This is a genomic window from Erwinia sp. AnSW2-5, from assembly GCF_045107195.1.
GTDB lineage: Bacteria > Pseudomonadota > Gammaproteobacteria > Enterobacterales > Enterobacteriaceae > Erwinia.
On record NZ_JBJGXA010000011.1, the window covers coordinates 38,036 to 55,791 of the forward strand.

The window sequence follows — 17,756 nt, forward strand, 5'->3', positions numbered from 1 at the left end:
CTCGAAACCTGCCTGACAAAATGTCAAAATTGCGCGTTTTTTACTGACATGACAAACCGCTATGAGCCAGCAACACCGCTATCAGGATCTGATCGACATCTTCGATCGCTGCTTTATGAATGATTTTCAGACCCGCCTGATTAAAGGTGATGACGAACCGATCTATCTTCCTGCTGACGACACGTCACCCTGGAACCGGGTGGTGTTTGCCCACGGGTTCTACGCCAGCGGAATGCATGAAATTTCCCACTGGTGTATTGCCGGTGCCGAGCGCCGCAAGCGGGTGGATTTTGGCTACTGGTACTGCCCGGACGGGCGTGATGCTGAGACACAGGGCCAGTTTGAATCCGTAGAGATTAAACCGCAGGCGCTGGAGTGGTTGTTAAGTGTTGCGGCAGGCTTTCCGTTCAATGTAAGTTGTGACAATCTTGACGGTGATTGTGAACCGGATCGCATTGCGTTCCAGCGTAAAGTTCATGCTCAGGTGATGAACTATCTGGAGAAGGGCATTCCTGCGCGCCCGGCCCGGCTGATTACTGAACTTCGCTCGTTTTACTCAACTCCACCGCTGACGGCGGCACTGTTTCCCTGGCCGGAAGATTTGTGCTGAACGGGGAGCGAATAGCTTACAGAGGATTTTATGATCGATGAATTTGAGGCGCGTATTCTGGGCCTGATTGATGACATGGTAGAACATGCCAGCGACGACGAGCTGTTTGCTGGGGGTTACCTGCGGGGTCATCTGACGCTGGCCGTGGCTGAAATTGAACAGGCTGGTGAACATACGCCGGAAGCGTTGCAGACTCAGGTGCAACTCAGCCTGGATAAAGCGATCAAGGCGGGTGAGCTTTCCCCGCGTGACCAGGTATTGGTGATGAGCATGTGGGACAGGCTGTTCCAGCAGGCCCGGTAAACGCCGTACCATCCTCAGGGCAGAAGGCCTTCTGCCCTGTATTCAAACGCCATTTTTCACCCGAACAATATCCGCCATAATCGCCAGCGCAATTTCTGGTGGCGTTTTGCTGCCCAGCGCCATGCCCACCGGAGCGCTGATACGCGCCAGCTGTTTAGCACTGAGTTCTCCCATCTCCGCCAGCCGCACCCGCCTGCGTTCACTGTTGCTCTGTGAACCCAGCGCACCGATATAAAATGCCGATGTGTGGCAGGCTTCTGCCAGGGTCAGATCGTCAATGCGTGCATCATGCGTCAGACTGAGCACCGCCGTATGTGCAGGACATCCGTGCAGCTCCAGATGGCGGGCAGGAAAACGACGAATGATCTCTACCCCGGCACTCAGCACCGGGCGGGCGTCAAAATCGGCCAGCAAAGATTCGCGGTGCTCGCACACCTGGATATGAAACCCCAGCATACGGGCAAAGTGAATGCAGTAATCCGCCACCGGAGACAGCCCGGCAATCAGCAACGTGGTGGCGGCACTGAGCGTCAGGATCAGATTATTCTCCTGCTGCGTCACGCGCGGTTGTCCTGTGATGAGATCGGCGGGGATCAGACGTGCCGGTTGCCCCGGCGCAATCTGTTTTTCCAGGCTGACCTCGCCGCGCAGCGCTCGCAGCATTTGCGCCAGGTAGTGTTCGGACTCTGCCGACGCGGGGAGGCATTCAATCAAGACATTGAGGCTGCCGCCGCAGGGCAGCGCGACATCCGGCGACAGCCCTCCTGCACCGTATCGTATCTGCTGGCTGGGCTGGCGGTAGTCACCCGCGGCCAGCCGCCGCAGAAAATCCTGCTCGATGCAGCCGCCGGAAAGCGAACCACAGACAGCACCCTCTTCAGAAACAGCCAGTAACGAACCGGGTGCGCGCGGGGCCGAACCCCAGGTGTGCAGGACGGTACACAGCCAGATGCAACGCTGCCTGCCCATCCAGCTGAGGGCATTTTCCAGCACGGTGATATCCAGAGAATTCACCATCAGCATTCCGCCCAATCACCAGGGATATCCACATCGCGGATGCAACCCGGGTCGTCAACCTGTAACAGCAGCGGCGGGGCGCCGCTCAGAACAGAACGTGCGCCTGCCTTGCCGTGCAGGTTGAGTAAAGCTTCACGCACGTTGGCACTGAAACCGACAGGATGACCAGGCTGCTGCTTCCACTGCGGGCGGACAGTATCGGCAACGGCCATTGCCTGACGTACCCGCCTGACGGTACTCAACTGCAACCAGGGCATATCGGCCAGCATCACCAGCCAGCCGGACCAGTCAGGTTGCGTCGCCACACCCGCAGCAATGGAATCACCCAGACTGTGACTCTCCACCAGCGTGATGCCACAGTGGTAATGCCGTGCCGTCTCGATTAACGCGTGATCTTCCGGGCGCAGCACCACATTGACCCGTTTGCCGCAGGCGGCAGTAGTCAGCCGCAGGGTATGGGCCAGCAGTGAAAGATTGCCACAGACCTGATGCCTGACCAGGAGTTTGTGCTGGCCATTCTGATCACGATAGCGACGGCTGTAACCTGCCGCCATGACTAACGCACCGACATCCATCATTTATTCCGCTCCATGACTGTTCTGACGAATGTCTGCCACCTTGTTCTCCAGATCGGTCCAGGGTGCTTGCCCGGCGAAATCAGTGCGCAGCCAGTTCAACAACGTGGCAATCTGGCGATCGCTAAGCTGGTGGCGAAAACCGGGCATGGTGCCCAAATTGGCCGTCGCCGGATGACTGATGCCGTCCAGCACAATGCGGATAAGGTTATCGGGCGTGTCGGTATACAGATTGCTGTTCAGCGCCAGCGAAGGGCGTACACCCAACAGCTGCGGTCCTTTCTGCTGCGAGTGGCAGACCATACAGGAACCGGAATATTGTCGCGCCCCTGCGGAGTCCAGCCGCTGTGACCGCTGCTCTGCACGCGCAGTCAGTTCATCAGCCTGCGCCGTGGTCGCTGGCTGGAAACTCACCAGCCAGTGGGCTAATGCCTCCAGGTCTTCATCCGACTGTTGCGACAACCCGCCAGCGATCACCGGTCCCATCGGGCCTGCCGCTACGCCGTGTTCGCGTGAGTAACCGGTACGCAGATAGTGCTGTAGCTGCGTTTGATCCCAGGCGACAGGCGCCGGGGAGTGGCCGTTAAGCGCGGGGGCGGTCCACCCTTCGGCAATGCCGCCGCTGAGCGCATCGCTACCGTGTTTTTCGGCAGCGGCGAGATTACGGGGTGAATGACAGGCGCTACAGTGGCCCAATCCTCCGGCCAGATAAGCGCCCCGGTTCCATATGGCGCTCTGATTCGGGTCCGGTGCGCGTTCTCCCGGTTGCAGGAACAGCCAGTTCCATGCTGCCATCCCCTGGCGAATACTGAACGGAAAGGATAACCGTGTTTCTGGCGGGCGATAGCTGACGGCGGGCTGGGTCATCAGAAAGGCGTAAAGATCCTGCAAATCATCATTGCTGGTTTGCGTGAAGGAGGTGTAGGGGAACGCCGGGTAAAGATAATGCCCATGGCGGTCAATGCCGTAGCGCATCGCACGCCGGAATGCCGGGTAAGACCAGCTGCCAATACCGCTGGTGGCATCCGGGGTGATATTACTGCTATAGATAGTGCCAAACGGCGTATCCATAGCCAGGCCACCGCTGTTGGTCATGCCGCCTGGCCGGGTATGACAGGCGCTACAGTCGCCCAGCGCCGCCAGTTTTTTTCCCCGGTTGATGCTGTCAGCAGAAAACTGTGCAGCATCGGGAGGCGAAATCGGCGCAATCTCAGGTTGCAGACTGAACAGTGCAGCGGCGACAGCCAGTGCCAGTACAATCCCGCCTGAAACACGCAGCCATTTATATTTGCGGATCATAGGTTACCTCCCTGTAAAGCGCGCAGAACCCGCTCCGGGGTGAACGGCGGCGCGCGGAAACGGATGCCGGTTGCATCAAACAGTGCGTTAGCGATGGCGGCGGCGCCCGGAACGGACGCGGACTCACCGGCCCCCATGGCAGGCTCGTCCGGGTAGTTCATCAGCGCGATCTGGATGTCAGGCAGTTCATCAAAGCGAAGCAGCGGATAGCTGCCCCATTCAAGTGAGGTCGTTCCGCTGGCATCAAACGTGACAAACTCTTTCAGCACCCGGCTGGCGCATTGAATAATATTGCCATGCACCTGATGGCGAACCCCGTCCGGGTTGACCATTTGTCCGCAGTCGTGGCTGACAAAGATGTTGTTAAGCCGGATCTCTCCGGTCTGGCGATTAACACTTAAATCGCAGACCCAGGCGGCCCAGGCGGCACCAAATCCGGGGAACTGGCTGTGGACATAGCGTGCCCAGGCAAAACCACGACCACGTAGCACGGCGCCCTGTTGTTGGGGGCGATGATGGGGCGGGCCATTTTGCCATTTTGCCATTTTCTTCAGATGGTTAATCATGACAATCGCCCGCGCGTCCTCAAGGTGTTCCAGGCGCAGATCGATCGGATCGCGGCCAGAATGCCAGGCGACTTCATCGATCCAACTTTCATGCGCAAACACGTTCGGCAGGGCAGAGACGCCGCGCATCCAGGAGGCGCGTACCAGCGGAGCGGCATCTTCACAGATCATCCGCATATGGGGGAAATGGTACTGCGGGATGGCGGTGCGGTCCCCCATTGACTGGACGACAGGCAGGTTCGGCACCTTCCCTGTCAGGAGCAGCGGTAGCGTAGTGGCATTGTTGGAGGGATAGCAGGTGCGCAGCGTGTAGCAGGAGATATTCATCATGCGGTCCAGACCACCGCTGACGCGGATGAGCTGCGCAGCGCCTTTGGGTTCCCATGCGGCTTCCTGTTCGCGCATTAACTGCACGCGCACGGGTTTGCCTGTCGCCTGTGACAGCAACGCCGCATCGGCCGCGACATCATCCGCGCAGTTACGCCCGTAGCAGCCAGAGGCTTCCATACGCTTCACCTCGACCGCCGCGGGGTCAATGTCCAACAGCACGGCGAGGTCTTTACGCAGATCATGTGGGTTCTGCGTGCCTGACCACAGCGTCGCCTGCCCGTCGCGCACATCGGCGACTGCACAGGAAGGACCAATGGAGGCGTGAAGTTGATAAGGCCAGACGTAGTCAGCATCAACGGCGAGATGCCGGTTCTTCAGGGCGCTGTCAGTGCCTTCGTCATCACGCAGTACGCGCGGCGTTTTCTTGCAGTTCGCCAGCGTGTCATGCAGCTGGTCCAGGCCCAGCGCGGGTAGCCCGGCCCAGGGCTTCCAGTCCACCTTTAACGCGTACATTGCCGCGATCGCCTGCTCTTCACGCAAGGCGACAACGCCAACAAAATCCTTAATCACCACAATCTTCACGATACCAGGAAGATGAGCAATGGAACGCTCATCGACCGAGAGCAGACTGTGCCCCAACGGGGCACTGCTGTCCGCCCCCCCATAAGGTGGGCGCACCACGCGACCATGCAGCATGCCGGGTATGCGAAGATCGTGAACCCAGGTCAGTTTGCCCGTCACTTTCGCTGGAATATCCACACGTGCCACCGATTTACCGGTGTAGCGGTTTGCGCTATTCAGCGGGATAGTGGAGTCCAGAGGTAAATGCGTGTCTTTATCCTGAGCCAGTTGACCATAGCTCAGGCGACGAGCCGGGCGCTGGCGGTCGATCACCCAGCCTGCATCGGTGTAAACCTGGCTGACGGAGAGATTCATGGCTTTGGCCGCCAGTTGCATAAGCTGCTGACGTAACTGGCTGGCCGCCTGGCGCAGGGGGATCGCCGTCACCTGTAATGTGGCGCTGGCGATCGTTGGCCCCTGGTCCGGTGTTAAGGCGGTATCCCCGAGTATCATCGTAATGGCGCTGAAAGGGACATCCAGTGCATCGGCGACATATTGCGACAGCGCGGTGCGCACGCCGGTACCGAGGTCGACATGGCCGTTAAAGGCGGTCACTTTGCCGTCTGCGGCTAGCGCAATAAAACTGCCCAGCTGGGCTGCGGGAGACGCACTTATCGCCGGGGTTTGGGCCAGAGAGAGGTTTGGCAGCAGGGTGCTTACGCTAATAAAGCCACCTGCCTGTAACAGGCGGCGGCGTGTCAGAGTGAACAGATTCATGATGGCTGACTTCCGCTGATGATGTCGCGTGCCTTCTGTGCCGCGCGCAAAATTTCCAGATGGGTGCCGCAGCGGCACAGATTGAATGCCAGTTCATCTTTAATCTGCTGCTCCGATGCCTGCGGGTTGCGCTGGAATAGCGCCACCAGCGTCATGATCATGCCGTTGGTGCAGTAGCCACACTGAGCGGCCTGTTCATCGATAAAACCCTGCTGTACCGGATGCAGTCGGTCGTCTTCTGCCAGCCCTTCCAGGGTTGTGACCTGCTTACCCGCTACGGTATGGGTTGGCACGCTACAGGACCGTGCGGCTACGCCATTAATCGTGATGGTGCAGGCACCACATTCGCCAATTCCACAGCCATATTTAGGGCCGTTTAACTGGAAGTCATTACGCAAGATATAAAGCAGGGGGGTATCTGAGTGCGCGTCGTCAATTGAAACGCGCTGGCCGTTAAGCGTGAAGTCCATAGCAAATCATCCGTTGATGGCCCGATCATCGTTCGTCCGTGTACGGGCCAGACACAAAAATGCCCCTGAAGAATTCAGGGGCACAATCGGAATATTATGCTATTTATTTGGAGTGCGGAAATGATACTTCCTGTTGTAAGCACTTTAAGGCAAGGATTATTCTTATTTTGGTATTTTTCCTTTCAACAATTTGCGTACCCAGTAGCGGTTCGGGCTGGTGGCCGCCAGCGTGGCGCTGTCGAGCGGGATCGGTTCACCACAAAGCTGCGCCGCCAGCACTTCTGCGGCCAGCGGGCCGCTGCACAATCCACGCGACCCCAACGCACCCAGCACAAACACGCCCTGATAAACTGGCGCGGGTTCCGCCTGCTGCTGTTGCTGTGCCAGGGTTTCGTACTGCTGCAGCGTAGTGGCATAGTCCGGCAGTGCGCCCATCATCGGTAGATGATCGCGCGTGGCGGCACGGACGCCACAGCGTGCCTTGCCATCACTGACATCAATCTCCTGCGGCCATCCTGCCTCCGGCAGACAACGCAGCAGGCGATCGCGGTTCTCCTCCTGGTCATCGGCGCGGTATTCCGTTGCGGTATCGCCCCGGTGATAGCTGGCACCGATGCAGTGCTGCTGAAACTGCGGGCTGACCGGCGTCAGATAACCGTCGTAGCACAGCACCTGTTTCAGCGCCGACAGTGCCTCCGTGGTGGGCACGTGGCTCACCTGGCCGCTCACCGCATAGATGGGCAACTTTTCACTCTGGATGAAATCTGTCAGACGGTGACCGGTTGCCAGCACCACGTTTCGGTGCGTGCAGTCAGGCTGCGCGCGGAAACTCAGCTGCCAGCCCGCCGGATGCGGCGTCAACGCGGTGATGTCCTGCTGCCAGTGAAGGGTCGCTCCCTGTTGTGCTGCCTGTTGCCACAGCCCGGCGGTCAGTTCTGCCGGAGAGAGCCAGCCACCCAGCGGGTAGGTGATGCCGCCACAGCCGGTCGTGACGCCGCAAAGGGCTTCTGCTTCTGCGGTCGTCACTGCGGCGGCCAGCGCAGGCGGCAGCGCCATTTGCAGCATCTTATTGATCTTGTCTGCGCTTTTTTCATCCCATGCCAGCTGGGTCACACCGCACCAGTCATGCTCGAACGGCAGGGTAAGCTGATTGTAGACGCGCCGGGCGAAGGTAAACGCGGCAGGGAAAAACTGCGCCAGCGCCGGATCGTGGTGGTTGAGCAGCGGATAAACCGCGCCCTGACGATTGCCGGAAGCCCCCTCAGCCGGGCGGGCGTCGGCACAATAAAGTGTGACCTTTTTACCGCGCCGCAGGAGGGCCAGGGCCAGCAATGCACTGGCAATGCCGCCACCCGCCAGGGCAAAATCATCGCCCTCAGCGGCCGGGCGGGCATACCACGGCGCCTGCACAGGCCGGACAATTGCGGCAGGCAGATGACCGATCAGCATCTCGCGCTTTTCACCAAACCCCTTGCGTTTACTGACCTCAAACCCCGCCTGTTGCAGGCCACGACGCACAAATCCCGCCGCCGTAAAGGTTGCCAGCGTGCCACCCGGCCGCGCGAGGCGGGCCATGCAGTCAAACAGTTCAGGTGTCCACATATCCGGGTTCTTGGCCGGGGCAAAGCCATCCAGAAACCAGGCATCGACCTGCTGATTCAGGGTGTCATCAAAAGTATGGATAAGTTGATTAATATCGCCAAACCACAGATCGAGCGTAATACGTCCGCCATCCAGCAGCAGGCGATGGCAGCCGGGCAATGCGAGCGGCCACTGTTCACGCAGCTGGCGGGCATAATTCGCCAACTGGGGCCAGCTTTGCAGAGCGGCATCGAGATCGCTGGCCGTTAATGGGAACTTTTCACAGCTTATAAAGTGCAACCGCTGGAGCCGGGCTTCCGGTTCACTGGCGGTGAAAGCATCAAAAGCTTGCCATAGCGTTAGAAAGTTCAGGCCCGTTCCAAATCCGGTTTCAGCGACAATAAACAGATCGCGTGGATGCGTCGTGAAGCGTTCGGGCAGGTGATTACCATCCAGAAAGACGTAACCCGTTTCTTTCAGACCATTCTGGTTAGAGAAATAGACATCATCAAATACTCGGGATACAGGTGTACCCTGATCGTTCCAGCGTAGTTGTGCGTGCTCTATTGGTGCGGTTTTCACGGCAAAGGCTCATTGCTCAGGCAGTGGAGCGATTTTAACGTTGTGCTTGACCCTACGCAAATTTACACAAGGAAATCGCTGATCGGACTTGTTCGGCGTACAACTGTAAGCTAGAGTGCCAGTCGAATCCTAATTAGAAGTGAAAGAGGTATTGAATGAAACGTGCTGTGATTACTGGCCTAGGGATCGTTTCCAGTATTGGTAATAACCAAGAGGAAGTTCTGGCATCATTACGTGAAGGCCGTTCTGGCATCACCTTCTCGCAAGAACTCAAAGATTCCGGCATGCGTAGTCACGTCTGGGGTAACGTTAAGTTAACGAAGGACGACATTTCAGCCCGTATCGATCGCAAAATGCTGCGTTTTATGAGCGATGCGTCAATCTATGCTTTCCTCTCCATGCAGGATGCGGTGAAAGATTCCGGCCTGACCGATGAGCAGTACCAGAACAACTCACGCGTGGGCCTGGTTGCCGGTTCCGGCGGTGGTTCACCGTTCTATCAGGCAGCCAGCGTTGATGGTATGCGTGCAAAAGGCCTGCGTGGCGTTGGCCCGTATATGGTGACCAAAGCAATGGCATCTGGCGTGTCTGCCTGCCTGGCGACTCCCTTCAAAATTCACGGCGTGAACTACTCTATCAGTTCTGCCTGCGCCACGTCTGCACACTGCATCGGTAACGCCGTAGAGCAGATCCAGCTGGGCAAACAGGATATTGTGTTTGCTGGCGGCGGCGAAGAGCTGTGCTGGGAAATGTCCTGTGAGTTTGACGCGATGGGCGCATTGTCCACCAAGTACAACGACACTCCAGAAAAAGCCTCCCGTACTTACGATCAGCAGCGTGACGGTTTCGTTATCGCAGGCGGCGGCGGTATGGTTGTGGTTGAAGAGCTGGAGCATGCTCTGGCACGTGGCGCACACATCTACGCTGAGGTTGTTGGCTACGGCGCGACCTCTGACGGTGCTGACATGGTAGCGCCATCCGGTGAAGGCGCAATGCGCTGCATGCGTTTGGCAATGGAAGGTGTGGATACCCCAATCGACTACCTGAACACCCACGGAACTTCAACGCCGGTTGGCGATGTGAAAGAACTGGGCGCTATCCGTGCCGTATTCCCGGACAAAACCCCGGCGATGTCTGCGACCAAAGCGATGACCGGCCACTCTCTGGGTGCCGCTGGCGTGCAGGAAGCGATTTACTCGCTGCTGATGCTGGAGCACGGTTTTGTTGCGCCAAGCATCAACATCGACGAACTGGACCCGGCAGCAGAAGGCCTGGACATCGTGACTCAGCCTACCGAGCGTAAGCTGACTACCGTAATGTCTAACAGCTTCGGCTTCGGTGGCACCAACGCCACCCTGGTGATGCGCAAACTGGCCTGATTTGCCGCTGCGCAGTGCTGACAAAGGGGCGATTTATCGCCCCTTTGCTTTATCTAAAATTGACGTTATCGACTGTTTTCTCTCAGTGCCGTTGGCCTTAAGCGTTTCGGCAAGCCAGCCACCACCCGATCGTAAGACTCTTCCACCAGCTGTTTCACCAATCCCTCAGTAATCTGCTCCCCCGGATAAATCGAAATCCAGTGGCGTTTATTCATATGCCAGCCCGCATGAATACTGTCATAGATCGCCCGATGCAGTTCGCCATCTTCCGGCCGGCATTTCAGGTTGACGATGCGTTCGCCGCGCACCTGCGACATCAGCGCAAACATCTTGCCGCGCACTTTTAAGACCTCAGCCTCCGGGCCAAAAGGGTAGTCCAGCTCTGCTTCGGGCAATGCCAGGGCTATCTGCATGGTGAGTGTTTGTATCTGCTGTCCGTCCATTGCCATTATCCCTGCGCTGTTTTCGTTCCCCGCAGGCTAGCATAAACAGGACGTTTATTTCACTTTCCCTGGCGGTTTCACAGGCGGCGCGGGATGGTCCTGCGTGTGGTAATAGTGCCAGGTATCAAACGGCAGCATCAGCGTATCGCCCACGACCGATACCGGCAGATCAAGCCAGCACCAGACGCAGTCATGCAGCATGTCATAGTCGAGCTGCGTGCCCGCATAAAATGCGTTTTTGGGATTGTTGCCCAGGGTATGACTGGTGATGGTCGCGCAGCCGCTGAGCAGCAGCATGATAAGGGTAAAGCCGGTTTTCTTGAGCATGAGGACATCCCTGTGATGATTGCCGCCAACAGGGTAGGGGAAAGCGTGGGGGAAGAGGGGGATGATAAGTGCGGGGATATGAGCGCGTGCGTAATGCGGAGGATCACATACGCGTTTGGTGCTTCACTTACCCTCGCAACCCGTCCACACCTTCTGGCGGCAGGTTCATCACCGTTTTAATACTGGTCTCGATGCTGCGAATGATGGCTTCCCGTGGGCCGCCAGGCCAGTCTGCGCTTGAGTAAAACGCATCGAGAACCGTCGTCATACTCTCAGGGTTATTAAAGGAACGAATTAGATAGTAGCAATCAGGATCGTGCAGAGAGTTACCAAACGATAGAACATCGATCCCATAGATCAACACACCTCATCGTTAATCATCTATTCACAGCCCCTGGGCCAGCCCCTCATTCAAGAAAAATCCCAGTTAAACATCACCAACTCGCAATGGCGGCAGACAAACTTATAGACTCCCTGATCGCCACCCGGCTGATAGTCGGCCATAAACTGTGACCAGCTCTCTTCATCCATTTCGTAATCACTCATCCACTTCTGGCGGGTTTCTGCACTGGCTTCGGCAACATCTTTTGCACTGGCATCGCCGTGATAAACGCAGGCATCGTTACAGTGAGTGGCCCAGCTTTGATCCTGCCAGGAGCTGTAACCCGGCGTGCGTTCGCAGACTTCCGCCGCGATGGCATCATCAAGTGCTTCATCATAAAGATCGTTAAAGCTGCATGCGTACTTAGCGGCTGCGCTGCCGTCATGGATGCACCACGGGCACAGGGTGATATCGCTGTCACCGACCATATAGAGGGTGCCGTTATAGTGGCGGTCGGTTTCTTTACCGCAGCAGTGGCAGGTGGTGGGTTGTTGAATAAAGACATCGCGAGTGAAGTCCTCGCTGAGGTAGGTAAACTGCGGTAACGGCCTGTTCATCAGGGGGCTTCCATTAAGGTTTTAACGGATAATATCGCATCGTTATCCGTCAGAAAACCTTATCATTAAATCTGTAGAGTGAATTTATAGGGGCACATCACCGACAGTATGAATCTTGATGATCTTGAGGCAGAAGATTTGATGAATGATTTCTTTGAGACATTCAATATTGAAACGTATTGCCCCGATGTTCCTTGTTTACAAGCCTGCTGAAACCAGGCCGGGTCGATCGGAAAAGATGATCGACCCCTACAGGAAAATGGCGTGCGGTGTGGGTTTAAAACCTACAGCGAGCATGGTCTTGCGGGGATCACTCCTCCCGCAACACCTTCCCCACATTCCCCCCCGGATGCACGGTCAGCAGCGTCTCCTTGCTATAGCCACTCTGTGACATCAGCACGGCGATCATCGCGTCAAATACCGCCAGCACACTGATAATCGATGTAGTTGCCAGCATATTCAGCGGGTCGATCTCCTGCGATTTTGGCATCATCAGCAGCAGATCGGCGGCCTGAGCGATGGCCGACTGCGGGTTCTCGGTGACGCTAATCAGCGTGCAGCCTTTGGCCTTAACCGTGGGCAGCAAGCGGGTGAGTTCATCCGAGTTGCCACCGCGCGACAGCATAATCAGAATATCGTCGTGGCGCAGAAAACCGATATCGCCGTGGGCGGCATCGGCGGCGCTGAGCCAGATGGCGGGATGCTCAACGCAGGCCAGCATATGGGCGATTTTACGCGCCGCAATGCCGGAGGTGCCGATGCCGGTGACCGCAATCTTGCCGCGACAGGCGGCGAGGGCGGCCAGCACCGCCAGCCACTGCTGACGGTCAAGCTGCGTTTCCAGGGCGGCCATCGCCTGGCGGTAGGTATCCCAGCCTGCGGTAGCCTGTTGCCAGCTCTGTTCCGGCGTCATTATTCCTCCTGCATCATCTGCTGGTATTTCATATGGTCGTGATACAGCTCGCGGAACACCCGGTATTTGCGGTCGTAATAGCGTTTGATCTCGTTGGTCTGTGGCGTCACGGTTTTACCAATGCGGCTCATGGCGTTCATCGCTTCCGGCAGCGTGTCGTACACGCCCGCCGCCACGGTGCCCATCATGGCGCTGCCCAGTAGCATCGATTCACTCTCCTCCGCCAGCAGCATGGTGCAGCCGGAAGCGTTGGCGTGCTCCTGCACAAAGATCGGATTTTTGGTGCCGCCGCCGCTGGCCATAATGGTGTCGATGCTGTAGCCCGTCTGGTTCATGGTTTCAATAATATGCCTGGTACCGAGCGCGATGGCCTGAATGGTCGCCAGATAGTGCAGCGCCATATCTTCCGGGGTACGCGACAGCGTCAGTCCGGTGAGTATTCCGGTCAGATTGGGGTTAGCACGCGGTGAGCGGTTGCCGTGGAAGTAGGGCAGCATATGGATATCCCGCGTCAGAAACGCGATTTTATCCGCTTCTCCCGCCATCTTGCGCAGCAGATCGTTCAGCACCTCATAAATAGTTTTTCCCTGATTTTTACCCTGTTCGCGCAGTGCGGCATAGCAGGGGTGCGACTGGATCACATGGTCAATCAGCGCCCCGGTGGCGGACTGGCCGCCTTCATTCAGCCAGAAATCAGGCAGCACCGCTTTGTAATACGGTCCCCAGACGCCCTTGATAAAACGCGGCTCGCGGGAGATCGCCATATGCCCGGTTGAGGTGCCGCCGATCAGTGCAATGCGGCGGTCAAAGTCGGCCAGCTCACCGGAGGGACCCGCTGCGCCCAGTGTGCCGAGGCTTCCGGCGTGGGCATCAATAATCGAGGCGCTGACCGGGGTGCCGGGCAGCAGGCCCAGTTCACTGGCGGCACGCTGCGTCAGCCCGCGTCCCAGCGGTTCGCCCATGCTTTTGACCTCGCTGCCGATCTTCGCGGCGTCATGCTCCAGCAGATCCTCCAGCCCGATCTGTTTAAAGTAGCTGGCATCCCAGCCGTCCTGATGGGCCAGCCAGGTCCATTTACACACCAGCGAACAGACCGAGCGGGTAACGTCGCCCGTCGCGCGCCACGTCAGAAAATCCGGCAGATCGAACAGGTGGCCGACGTTCTGCCAGCTGGCAGGCATATGCTGCTTTAGCCACAGCAGTTTTGGCGTTTGCATCTCCGGGGAGATCACGCCACCCACGTAGTCCAGCACCGGGTGTTTTAAGGCGTTGATGCGCTCCGCCTGCACAATGGCGCGGTGGTCCATCCACACAATAATATTCTGTTCGCTGCGCCCGGACGGGCTGACCGTTAGCGGCTGGCCTTCTTTATCCAGCACCACCAGTGAACAGGTGGCATCAAAACCCAGCCCTTTAATCTGCACCGGATTAATGTTGGTCTGATTAATCGCATCGCGTACCGCCTGGCACACCGCCTGCCAGATATTGTCGGAAGACTGCTCAACAAAATTGGCCTGCGGGCGAAACATCGCGATCTCACGGCTCGCCTGGCCCATCATGCGCCCGGTAATATCAAAAATGCCTGCGCGTGCGCTGCCGGTTCCCACATCCACACCAATGTAATAACTCGCCATTTTTTATCCTTAGTCCTCAGGTTCTGCGATGTTGCAACGCAATAAACAGGATCAGTACACCACCCCAAAGGGCCATCGTGAGGTAGCTGCTCACGCCCAGCAGATTCAGTCCACTTTCCAGCATTTGCAGCACAATCAGCGCCAGTACGAGGCCGGGAATGCGCCCAAAACCGCCGTCAGGATTAATGCCGCCCAGCACCGAGGCGAGGATGGTCACCAGCAGCCAGGATTCGCCGTAGCCCGCCTTTGCCGAGTTGAACATCGACATCATCAGCAGCGCGGCTCCCCAGCTCATCAGCGCCGAGAGGACATACACCACAATGGTGACGAGGGTGGTGTTCACGCCACTAAAGCGCGTGGCTTTCTCGTTGCTGCCCAGCAGCAGAATGGTGCGGCCGAGCGTGGTGCGCTCCAGCAGCAGCCACATCAGCGCCGCCACGGCCAGGAACAGCAGCAGCGCCAGCGGTATCCCGGCAATATCGCCGTTACCCAGCATCTGGATCACCGGCGGGAAGCCGGAGATCACCGCGCCGTTGGAGAGCAGAATGTTCAGCCCGGCAATCAGCGTCATGGTGCCCAGCGTGGCCAGAATCGGCGAAACGCCAATCACCGCAATCAGCACGCCGTTCACCACGCCAATCGCCACAGCCAGCCCCAGCCCGGCCAGCAGCGCGAGGAAAATCCATTGCGGCTGGTCAGGATGGGCGACAATCAGTGCCGCCATCAGCAGTGAGCAGGCGTTGGCGCTGGCGATAATCGACAGGTTAATGCCGCCCGTCAGCATGGTGACGCCCATTCCCAGCGCCAGCAGGCCGAGGACCGGCAGCTGGCTGGCGATGGACTGGAAGTTACCAAGGCTGAAGAATCGCCCGCCCAGCGTCAGGGAAAACAGCACCAGTACCGCTACCAGCATCAGCACCTGAAGCCGGATAATGCGGTCACCCGGCAGTTTATTCAGTAATGTTTGCATCTCAGTTCCCCTTTGCCCGCTGGTGTTTTTCGTTCCAGGCCGTGGCGCTCACGCTGACCAGAATAATGATGCCGCTAAACACCATGTGCCAGTAAGACGATACCGCCAGCAGCGTCAGGCCGTTTTGCAGGAAGGCCAGCAGCAGCACACCCAGCAGCGTGCCGGTTAAGGTTCCGCGCCCGCCGCTCATGCTGGCACCGCCAAGCACCACGGCAGCCAGCACCGTTAGCTCGTAGCCCACCAGTGAGTTCGGTGCCACGGACTGCGTGGTTTGTGCCTGCACCACGGCGGCCACGCCTGCCAGTACGCCCATATAGCCGTAAACGGTCAGATGCAGGCCTCTGAGGTTGATGCCCAGGCGTGAAGCCGATTCGCGGTTGCCGCCCATGGCGTAAATCTGCCGTCCGATGCGGGTGAAGTTCATCAGCACCCCGGTTACCACAAACACCGCCAGCAGGCAGAACAGCGGCAGCGTCAGGCCATATTCGTAGCCGTCGGTAGCGGTGAAGGAGAACCAGTTAATGCCGTTCATAAACCAGTCCGGGAAGCCATACAGCCAGGTGCCGTTAGTGGCCCAGACCAGCAGTCCGTAGAACAGGTTCAGCGTGGCAATGGTGATAATGATCGCCGGAACCCGCAGCAGATAAACCAGTAAACCGTTGAGCATCCCCAGCAGCAGGCCGCAGCCGATGGCAATGGCAAAGACGCTGAACAGATTGCCGCCGTGCGTCAGCATGGTGCTGGCCATCACATACTGCGCAATGGCGGTCATTGCCGGGAACGAGATATCAATGCCCCCGGCAATCAGCACCACAAACAGGCCGCAGGCCAGAATACCGAGGATGGCATAGCTGGTGGCGACGTCGGTCAGGTTACCCAGAGTGAGAAACTCGCTGGTGCGCATGCTCAGACCCAGCGCCAGCAGCACAATCAGCATGCCCAGCCAGAATTCATGCTGGCTGATAAGGTGACGCAGTTTGTTATTCATTGACCACTCCGGCTATCTCCTCTTCACGGCACAGATGGGGGGCGAAACTCGCCACCAGCTCGCCTTTACGCATCACCAGCACGCGGTGGCTGTGGTAATACGCTTCCGGGATTTCATCGCAGATCATCAGCACCGCCATCCCGGACTCTGCCAGCTCGCGGGCGATGCGGTAGATCCCCTCTTTGTTGGCGATATCGACGCCGACGGTGGGGGAATCGAGGATCAGCACTTTCGGTCGGGTAGCGACCCATTTCCCAATCGCCACACGCTGGGCGTTGCCGCCGGAGAGCGTTTGTACGGGCAGCTGGCTGTCAGAGACTTTAATATTCAGTTCGCGGATCAGTTTTGATGCCCGCTGGCGGGCTTCATGCCGATCCAGCAGCCCCAGGCGGTTGCGCAGCTGGGAGAAAATCGGCAACAGCAGGTTGTCGAAAATCGACTGCGTCATGATCAGCCCTTCGGTCTGCCGATCTTCCGAGACGTAAGCAATACCGTGGCCGATCGCATCGCGGTTGCTGCGCAGGCTCACCGGTCGACCATCGATAATTATCTCGCCGCTGTCGGGCCGCGTAATACCAAACAGCGACAGGCAAAGTTCCGTACGCCCGGCACCCAGCAGGCCGACAATCGAGGTGATCTCACCGCTTCTGAGTTGCAGATTGATCTGCTGATACTGGTTGCGGCGCGAGAGGTTGCGCACTTCCAGCAACGGCGTTTCGTTGAGGGCAGCACGTTCCGGCAGATGGCTGAAGCTGAAGCGCTGCCCGGTCATCTGCCAGGCCAGCTCATCGCTATCCAGCTTGCTGGCAGGCCAGGTGCCCACCAGTTTGCCATCGCGGATCACGCTGATGCGGTCAGACACTTCCATCACTTCATCCAGCTTATGACTGACGAACACCACGCAGATCCCAGCGGCTTTCAGTTCATTCACCACCCGCAGCAGGCCGTTCACTTCATGGCGCGTGAGCGATGCGGTCGGTTCGTCCATGATCACCAGGCTGGCATCGGCCGCCAGCGCCCGGCAGATCGCCACCAGCTGGCGGTCGGCAATCGACAGTTTTTCAACTTTGCGTGCCGGGTCGAGCTGCACACCGATACGTGCCATCGTGTCCTGCGCCAGCTGGCGCATAGCCCGACGGTTAACCCAGAAGTTACCGCCCGGCAGATAGCGATGTGCGGCAATGTTTTCCATCACCGACAGATTGGGGAACAGCGACAGATCCTGATAGATCACCTGAATGCCGTAGTAAGCCGAAAGGGCGGGCGTCAGATGGGTGAGCAGCTTGCCGTCAATGCTGATATGTGAACCTTTATCGGGTTGATACACCCCGGAGATCACTTTGATCAGTGTGCTTTTGCCGCAGCCGTTTTGTCCGGCCAGACAGTGCACTTCACCCCGGTTCAGCGTCAGCGTCACGTCATCCAGTGCGCGCACGCCCGGAAAGGATTTGCTGATGTTTTCCAGTGAGATAAACGGTGTTTGCGTGGACAT

At 58.0% G+C, this 17,756-nt stretch carries 18 protein-coding genes and 1 pseudogene; 4 read left to right on the plus strand and 15 right to left on the minus strand.

Annotation, left to right across the window (positions count from 1 at the left end; all coding sequences use genetic code 11):
• Nucleotides 1–61 precede the first annotated feature (61 nt).
• Both ACFL9S_RS09605 and ACFL9S_RS09610 read left to right on the plus strand, forming a co-directional pair.
• A complete protein-coding gene (locus ACFL9S_RS09605) occupies nt 62–610 on the plus strand; it encodes an elongation factor P hydroxylase (RefSeq protein ID WP_405261635.1) in 549 nt (182 codons plus the stop codon).
• Nucleotides 611–640: 30 nt separating this feature from the next.
• A complete protein-coding gene (locus ACFL9S_RS09610) occupies nt 641–913 on the plus strand; it encodes a YfcL family protein (protein WP_405261636.1) in 273 nt (90 codons plus the stop codon).
• Between the two features lie 42 nt (nt 914–955).
• On the opposite strand, the gene ACFL9S_RS09615 is transcribed toward ACFL9S_RS09610, so the two are convergent.
• The 6 genes from ACFL9S_RS09615 to mnmC form a co-directional block, all read right to left on the minus strand.
• Complete coding sequence (locus tag ACFL9S_RS09615) at nt 956–1,930, minus strand: XdhC family protein (RefSeq protein WP_405261637.1); 975 nt, start codon at nt 1,928–1,930, stop codon at nt 956–958.
• Nucleotides 1,930–2,508, minus strand: coding sequence for an NTP transferase domain-containing protein (locus ACFL9S_RS09620; protein WP_405261638.1), 579 nt, complete (start codon nt 2,506–2,508; stop codon nt 1,930–1,932). Before ACFL9S_RS09620 ends, ACFL9S_RS09615 begins: the two co-directional genes overlap by 1 nt.
• The gene (locus tag ACFL9S_RS09625) at nt 2,509–3,804 is read right to left on the minus strand and encodes a c-type cytochrome (RefSeq protein ID WP_405261639.1); all 1,296 of its coding nucleotides are present in this window, start codon (nt 3,802–3,804) and stop codon (nt 2,509–2,511) included.
• Nucleotides 3,801–6,038 carry a molybdopterin cofactor-binding domain-containing protein gene (locus ACFL9S_RS09630; protein ID WP_405261640.1) on the minus strand — a complete coding sequence of 746 codons (2,238 nt, stop codon included), beginning with the start codon at nt 6,036–6,038 and terminating at the stop codon, nt 3,801–3,803. Before ACFL9S_RS09630 ends, ACFL9S_RS09625 begins: the two co-directional genes overlap by 4 nt.
• Entirely contained in the window at nt 6,035–6,508 is a 474-nt protein-coding gene (locus ACFL9S_RS09635; protein ID WP_405261641.1) for a (2Fe-2S)-binding protein, read from the minus strand. Before ACFL9S_RS09635 ends, ACFL9S_RS09630 begins: the two co-directional genes overlap by 4 nt.
• A 162-nt stretch (nt 6,509–6,670) precedes the next feature.
• Complete coding sequence (gene mnmC, locus ACFL9S_RS09640; RefSeq protein ID WP_405261642.1) at nt 6,671–8,671, minus strand: bifunctional tRNA (5-methylaminomethyl-2-thiouridine)(34)-methyltransferase MnmD/FAD-dependent 5-carboxymethylaminomethyl-2-thiouridine(34) oxidoreductase MnmC; 2,001 nt, start codon at nt 8,669–8,671, stop codon at nt 6,671–6,673.
• A 155-nt stretch (nt 8,672–8,826) separates the two neighbouring features.
• Here mnmC and fabB point away from each other — a divergent pair, with 155 nt between their 5' ends.
• The gene (gene fabB / locus ACFL9S_RS09645; protein ID WP_405261643.1) at nt 8,827–10,050 is read left to right on the plus strand and encodes a beta-ketoacyl-ACP synthase I; all 1,224 of its coding nucleotides are present in this window, start codon (nt 8,827–8,829) and stop codon (nt 10,048–10,050) included.
• Nucleotides 10,051–10,115: 65 nt separating this feature from the next.
• On the opposite strand, the gene ACFL9S_RS09650 is transcribed toward fabB, so the two are convergent.
• From ACFL9S_RS09650 to ACFL9S_RS09665, 4 genes and pseudogenes are all read right to left on the minus strand, one after another.
• Nucleotides 10,116–10,493, minus strand: coding sequence for an MmcQ/YjbR family DNA-binding protein (locus tag ACFL9S_RS09650; protein ID WP_405261644.1), 378 nt, complete (start codon nt 10,491–10,493; stop codon nt 10,116–10,118).
• Between the two features lie 54 nt (nt 10,494–10,547).
• Nucleotides 10,548–10,820: a YceK/YidQ family lipoprotein gene (locus ACFL9S_RS09655; protein ID WP_405261645.1), complete on the minus strand. Its 273-nt coding sequence runs from the start codon at nt 10,818–10,820 to the stop codon at nt 10,548–10,550.
• A 127-nt stretch (nt 10,821–10,947) separates the two neighbouring features.
• Nucleotides 10,948–11,175, minus strand: a pseudogene (locus ACFL9S_RS09660) (NIPSNAP family protein); the annotation flags it as partial.
• A gap of 56 nt (nt 11,176–11,231) precedes the next feature.
• Nucleotides 11,232–11,759: a CbrC family protein gene (locus tag ACFL9S_RS09665; RefSeq protein WP_405261646.1), complete on the minus strand. Its 528-nt coding sequence runs from the start codon at nt 11,757–11,759 to the stop codon at nt 11,232–11,234.
• A gap of 108 nt (nt 11,760–11,867) precedes the next feature.
• Between ACFL9S_RS09665 and ACFL9S_RS09670 the strand changes: the two genes are divergently transcribed.
• On the plus strand, nt 11,868–11,972 hold the full coding sequence (locus tag ACFL9S_RS09670) for a hypothetical protein (protein WP_405261647.1): 105 nt from the start codon (nt 11,868–11,870) through the stop codon (nt 11,970–11,972).
• 97 nt (nt 11,973–12,069) lie between these two features.
• Here the strand turns inward: ACFL9S_RS09670 and ACFL9S_RS09675 are convergent, their stop codons facing one another.
• The 5 genes from ACFL9S_RS09675 to ACFL9S_RS09695 are packed head-to-tail and all read right to left on the minus strand — an operon-like array spanning nt 12,070 to nt 17,756.
• A complete protein-coding gene (locus ACFL9S_RS09675) occupies nt 12,070–12,612 on the minus strand; it encodes an SIS domain-containing protein (RefSeq protein ID WP_405261947.1) in 543 nt (180 codons plus the stop codon).
• Between the two features lie 59 nt (nt 12,613–12,671).
• Nucleotides 12,672–14,306: an FGGY-family carbohydrate kinase gene (locus ACFL9S_RS09680; protein ID WP_405261648.1), complete on the minus strand. Its 1,635-nt coding sequence runs from the start codon at nt 14,304–14,306 to the stop codon at nt 12,672–12,674.
• Between the two features lie 16 nt (nt 14,307–14,322).
• Nucleotides 14,323–15,276 (minus strand): ABC transporter permease, encoded by a 954-nt coding sequence (locus tag ACFL9S_RS09685; RefSeq protein WP_405261649.1) that lies wholly within the window; start codon nt 15,274–15,276, stop codon nt 14,323–14,325.
• A 1-nt stretch (nt 15,277) separates the two neighbouring features.
• Nucleotides 15,278–16,264 carry an ABC transporter permease gene (locus ACFL9S_RS09690; protein ID WP_405261650.1) on the minus strand — a complete coding sequence of 329 codons (987 nt, stop codon included), beginning with the start codon at nt 16,262–16,264 and terminating at the stop codon, nt 15,278–15,280.
• Nucleotides 16,257–17,756, minus strand: a complete 1,500-nt coding sequence (locus tag ACFL9S_RS09695) for a sugar ABC transporter ATP-binding protein (protein WP_405261651.1) — start codon at nt 17,754–17,756, stop codon at nt 16,257–16,259. The genes ACFL9S_RS09690 and ACFL9S_RS09695 overlap by 8 nt, the downstream gene beginning before the upstream one ends.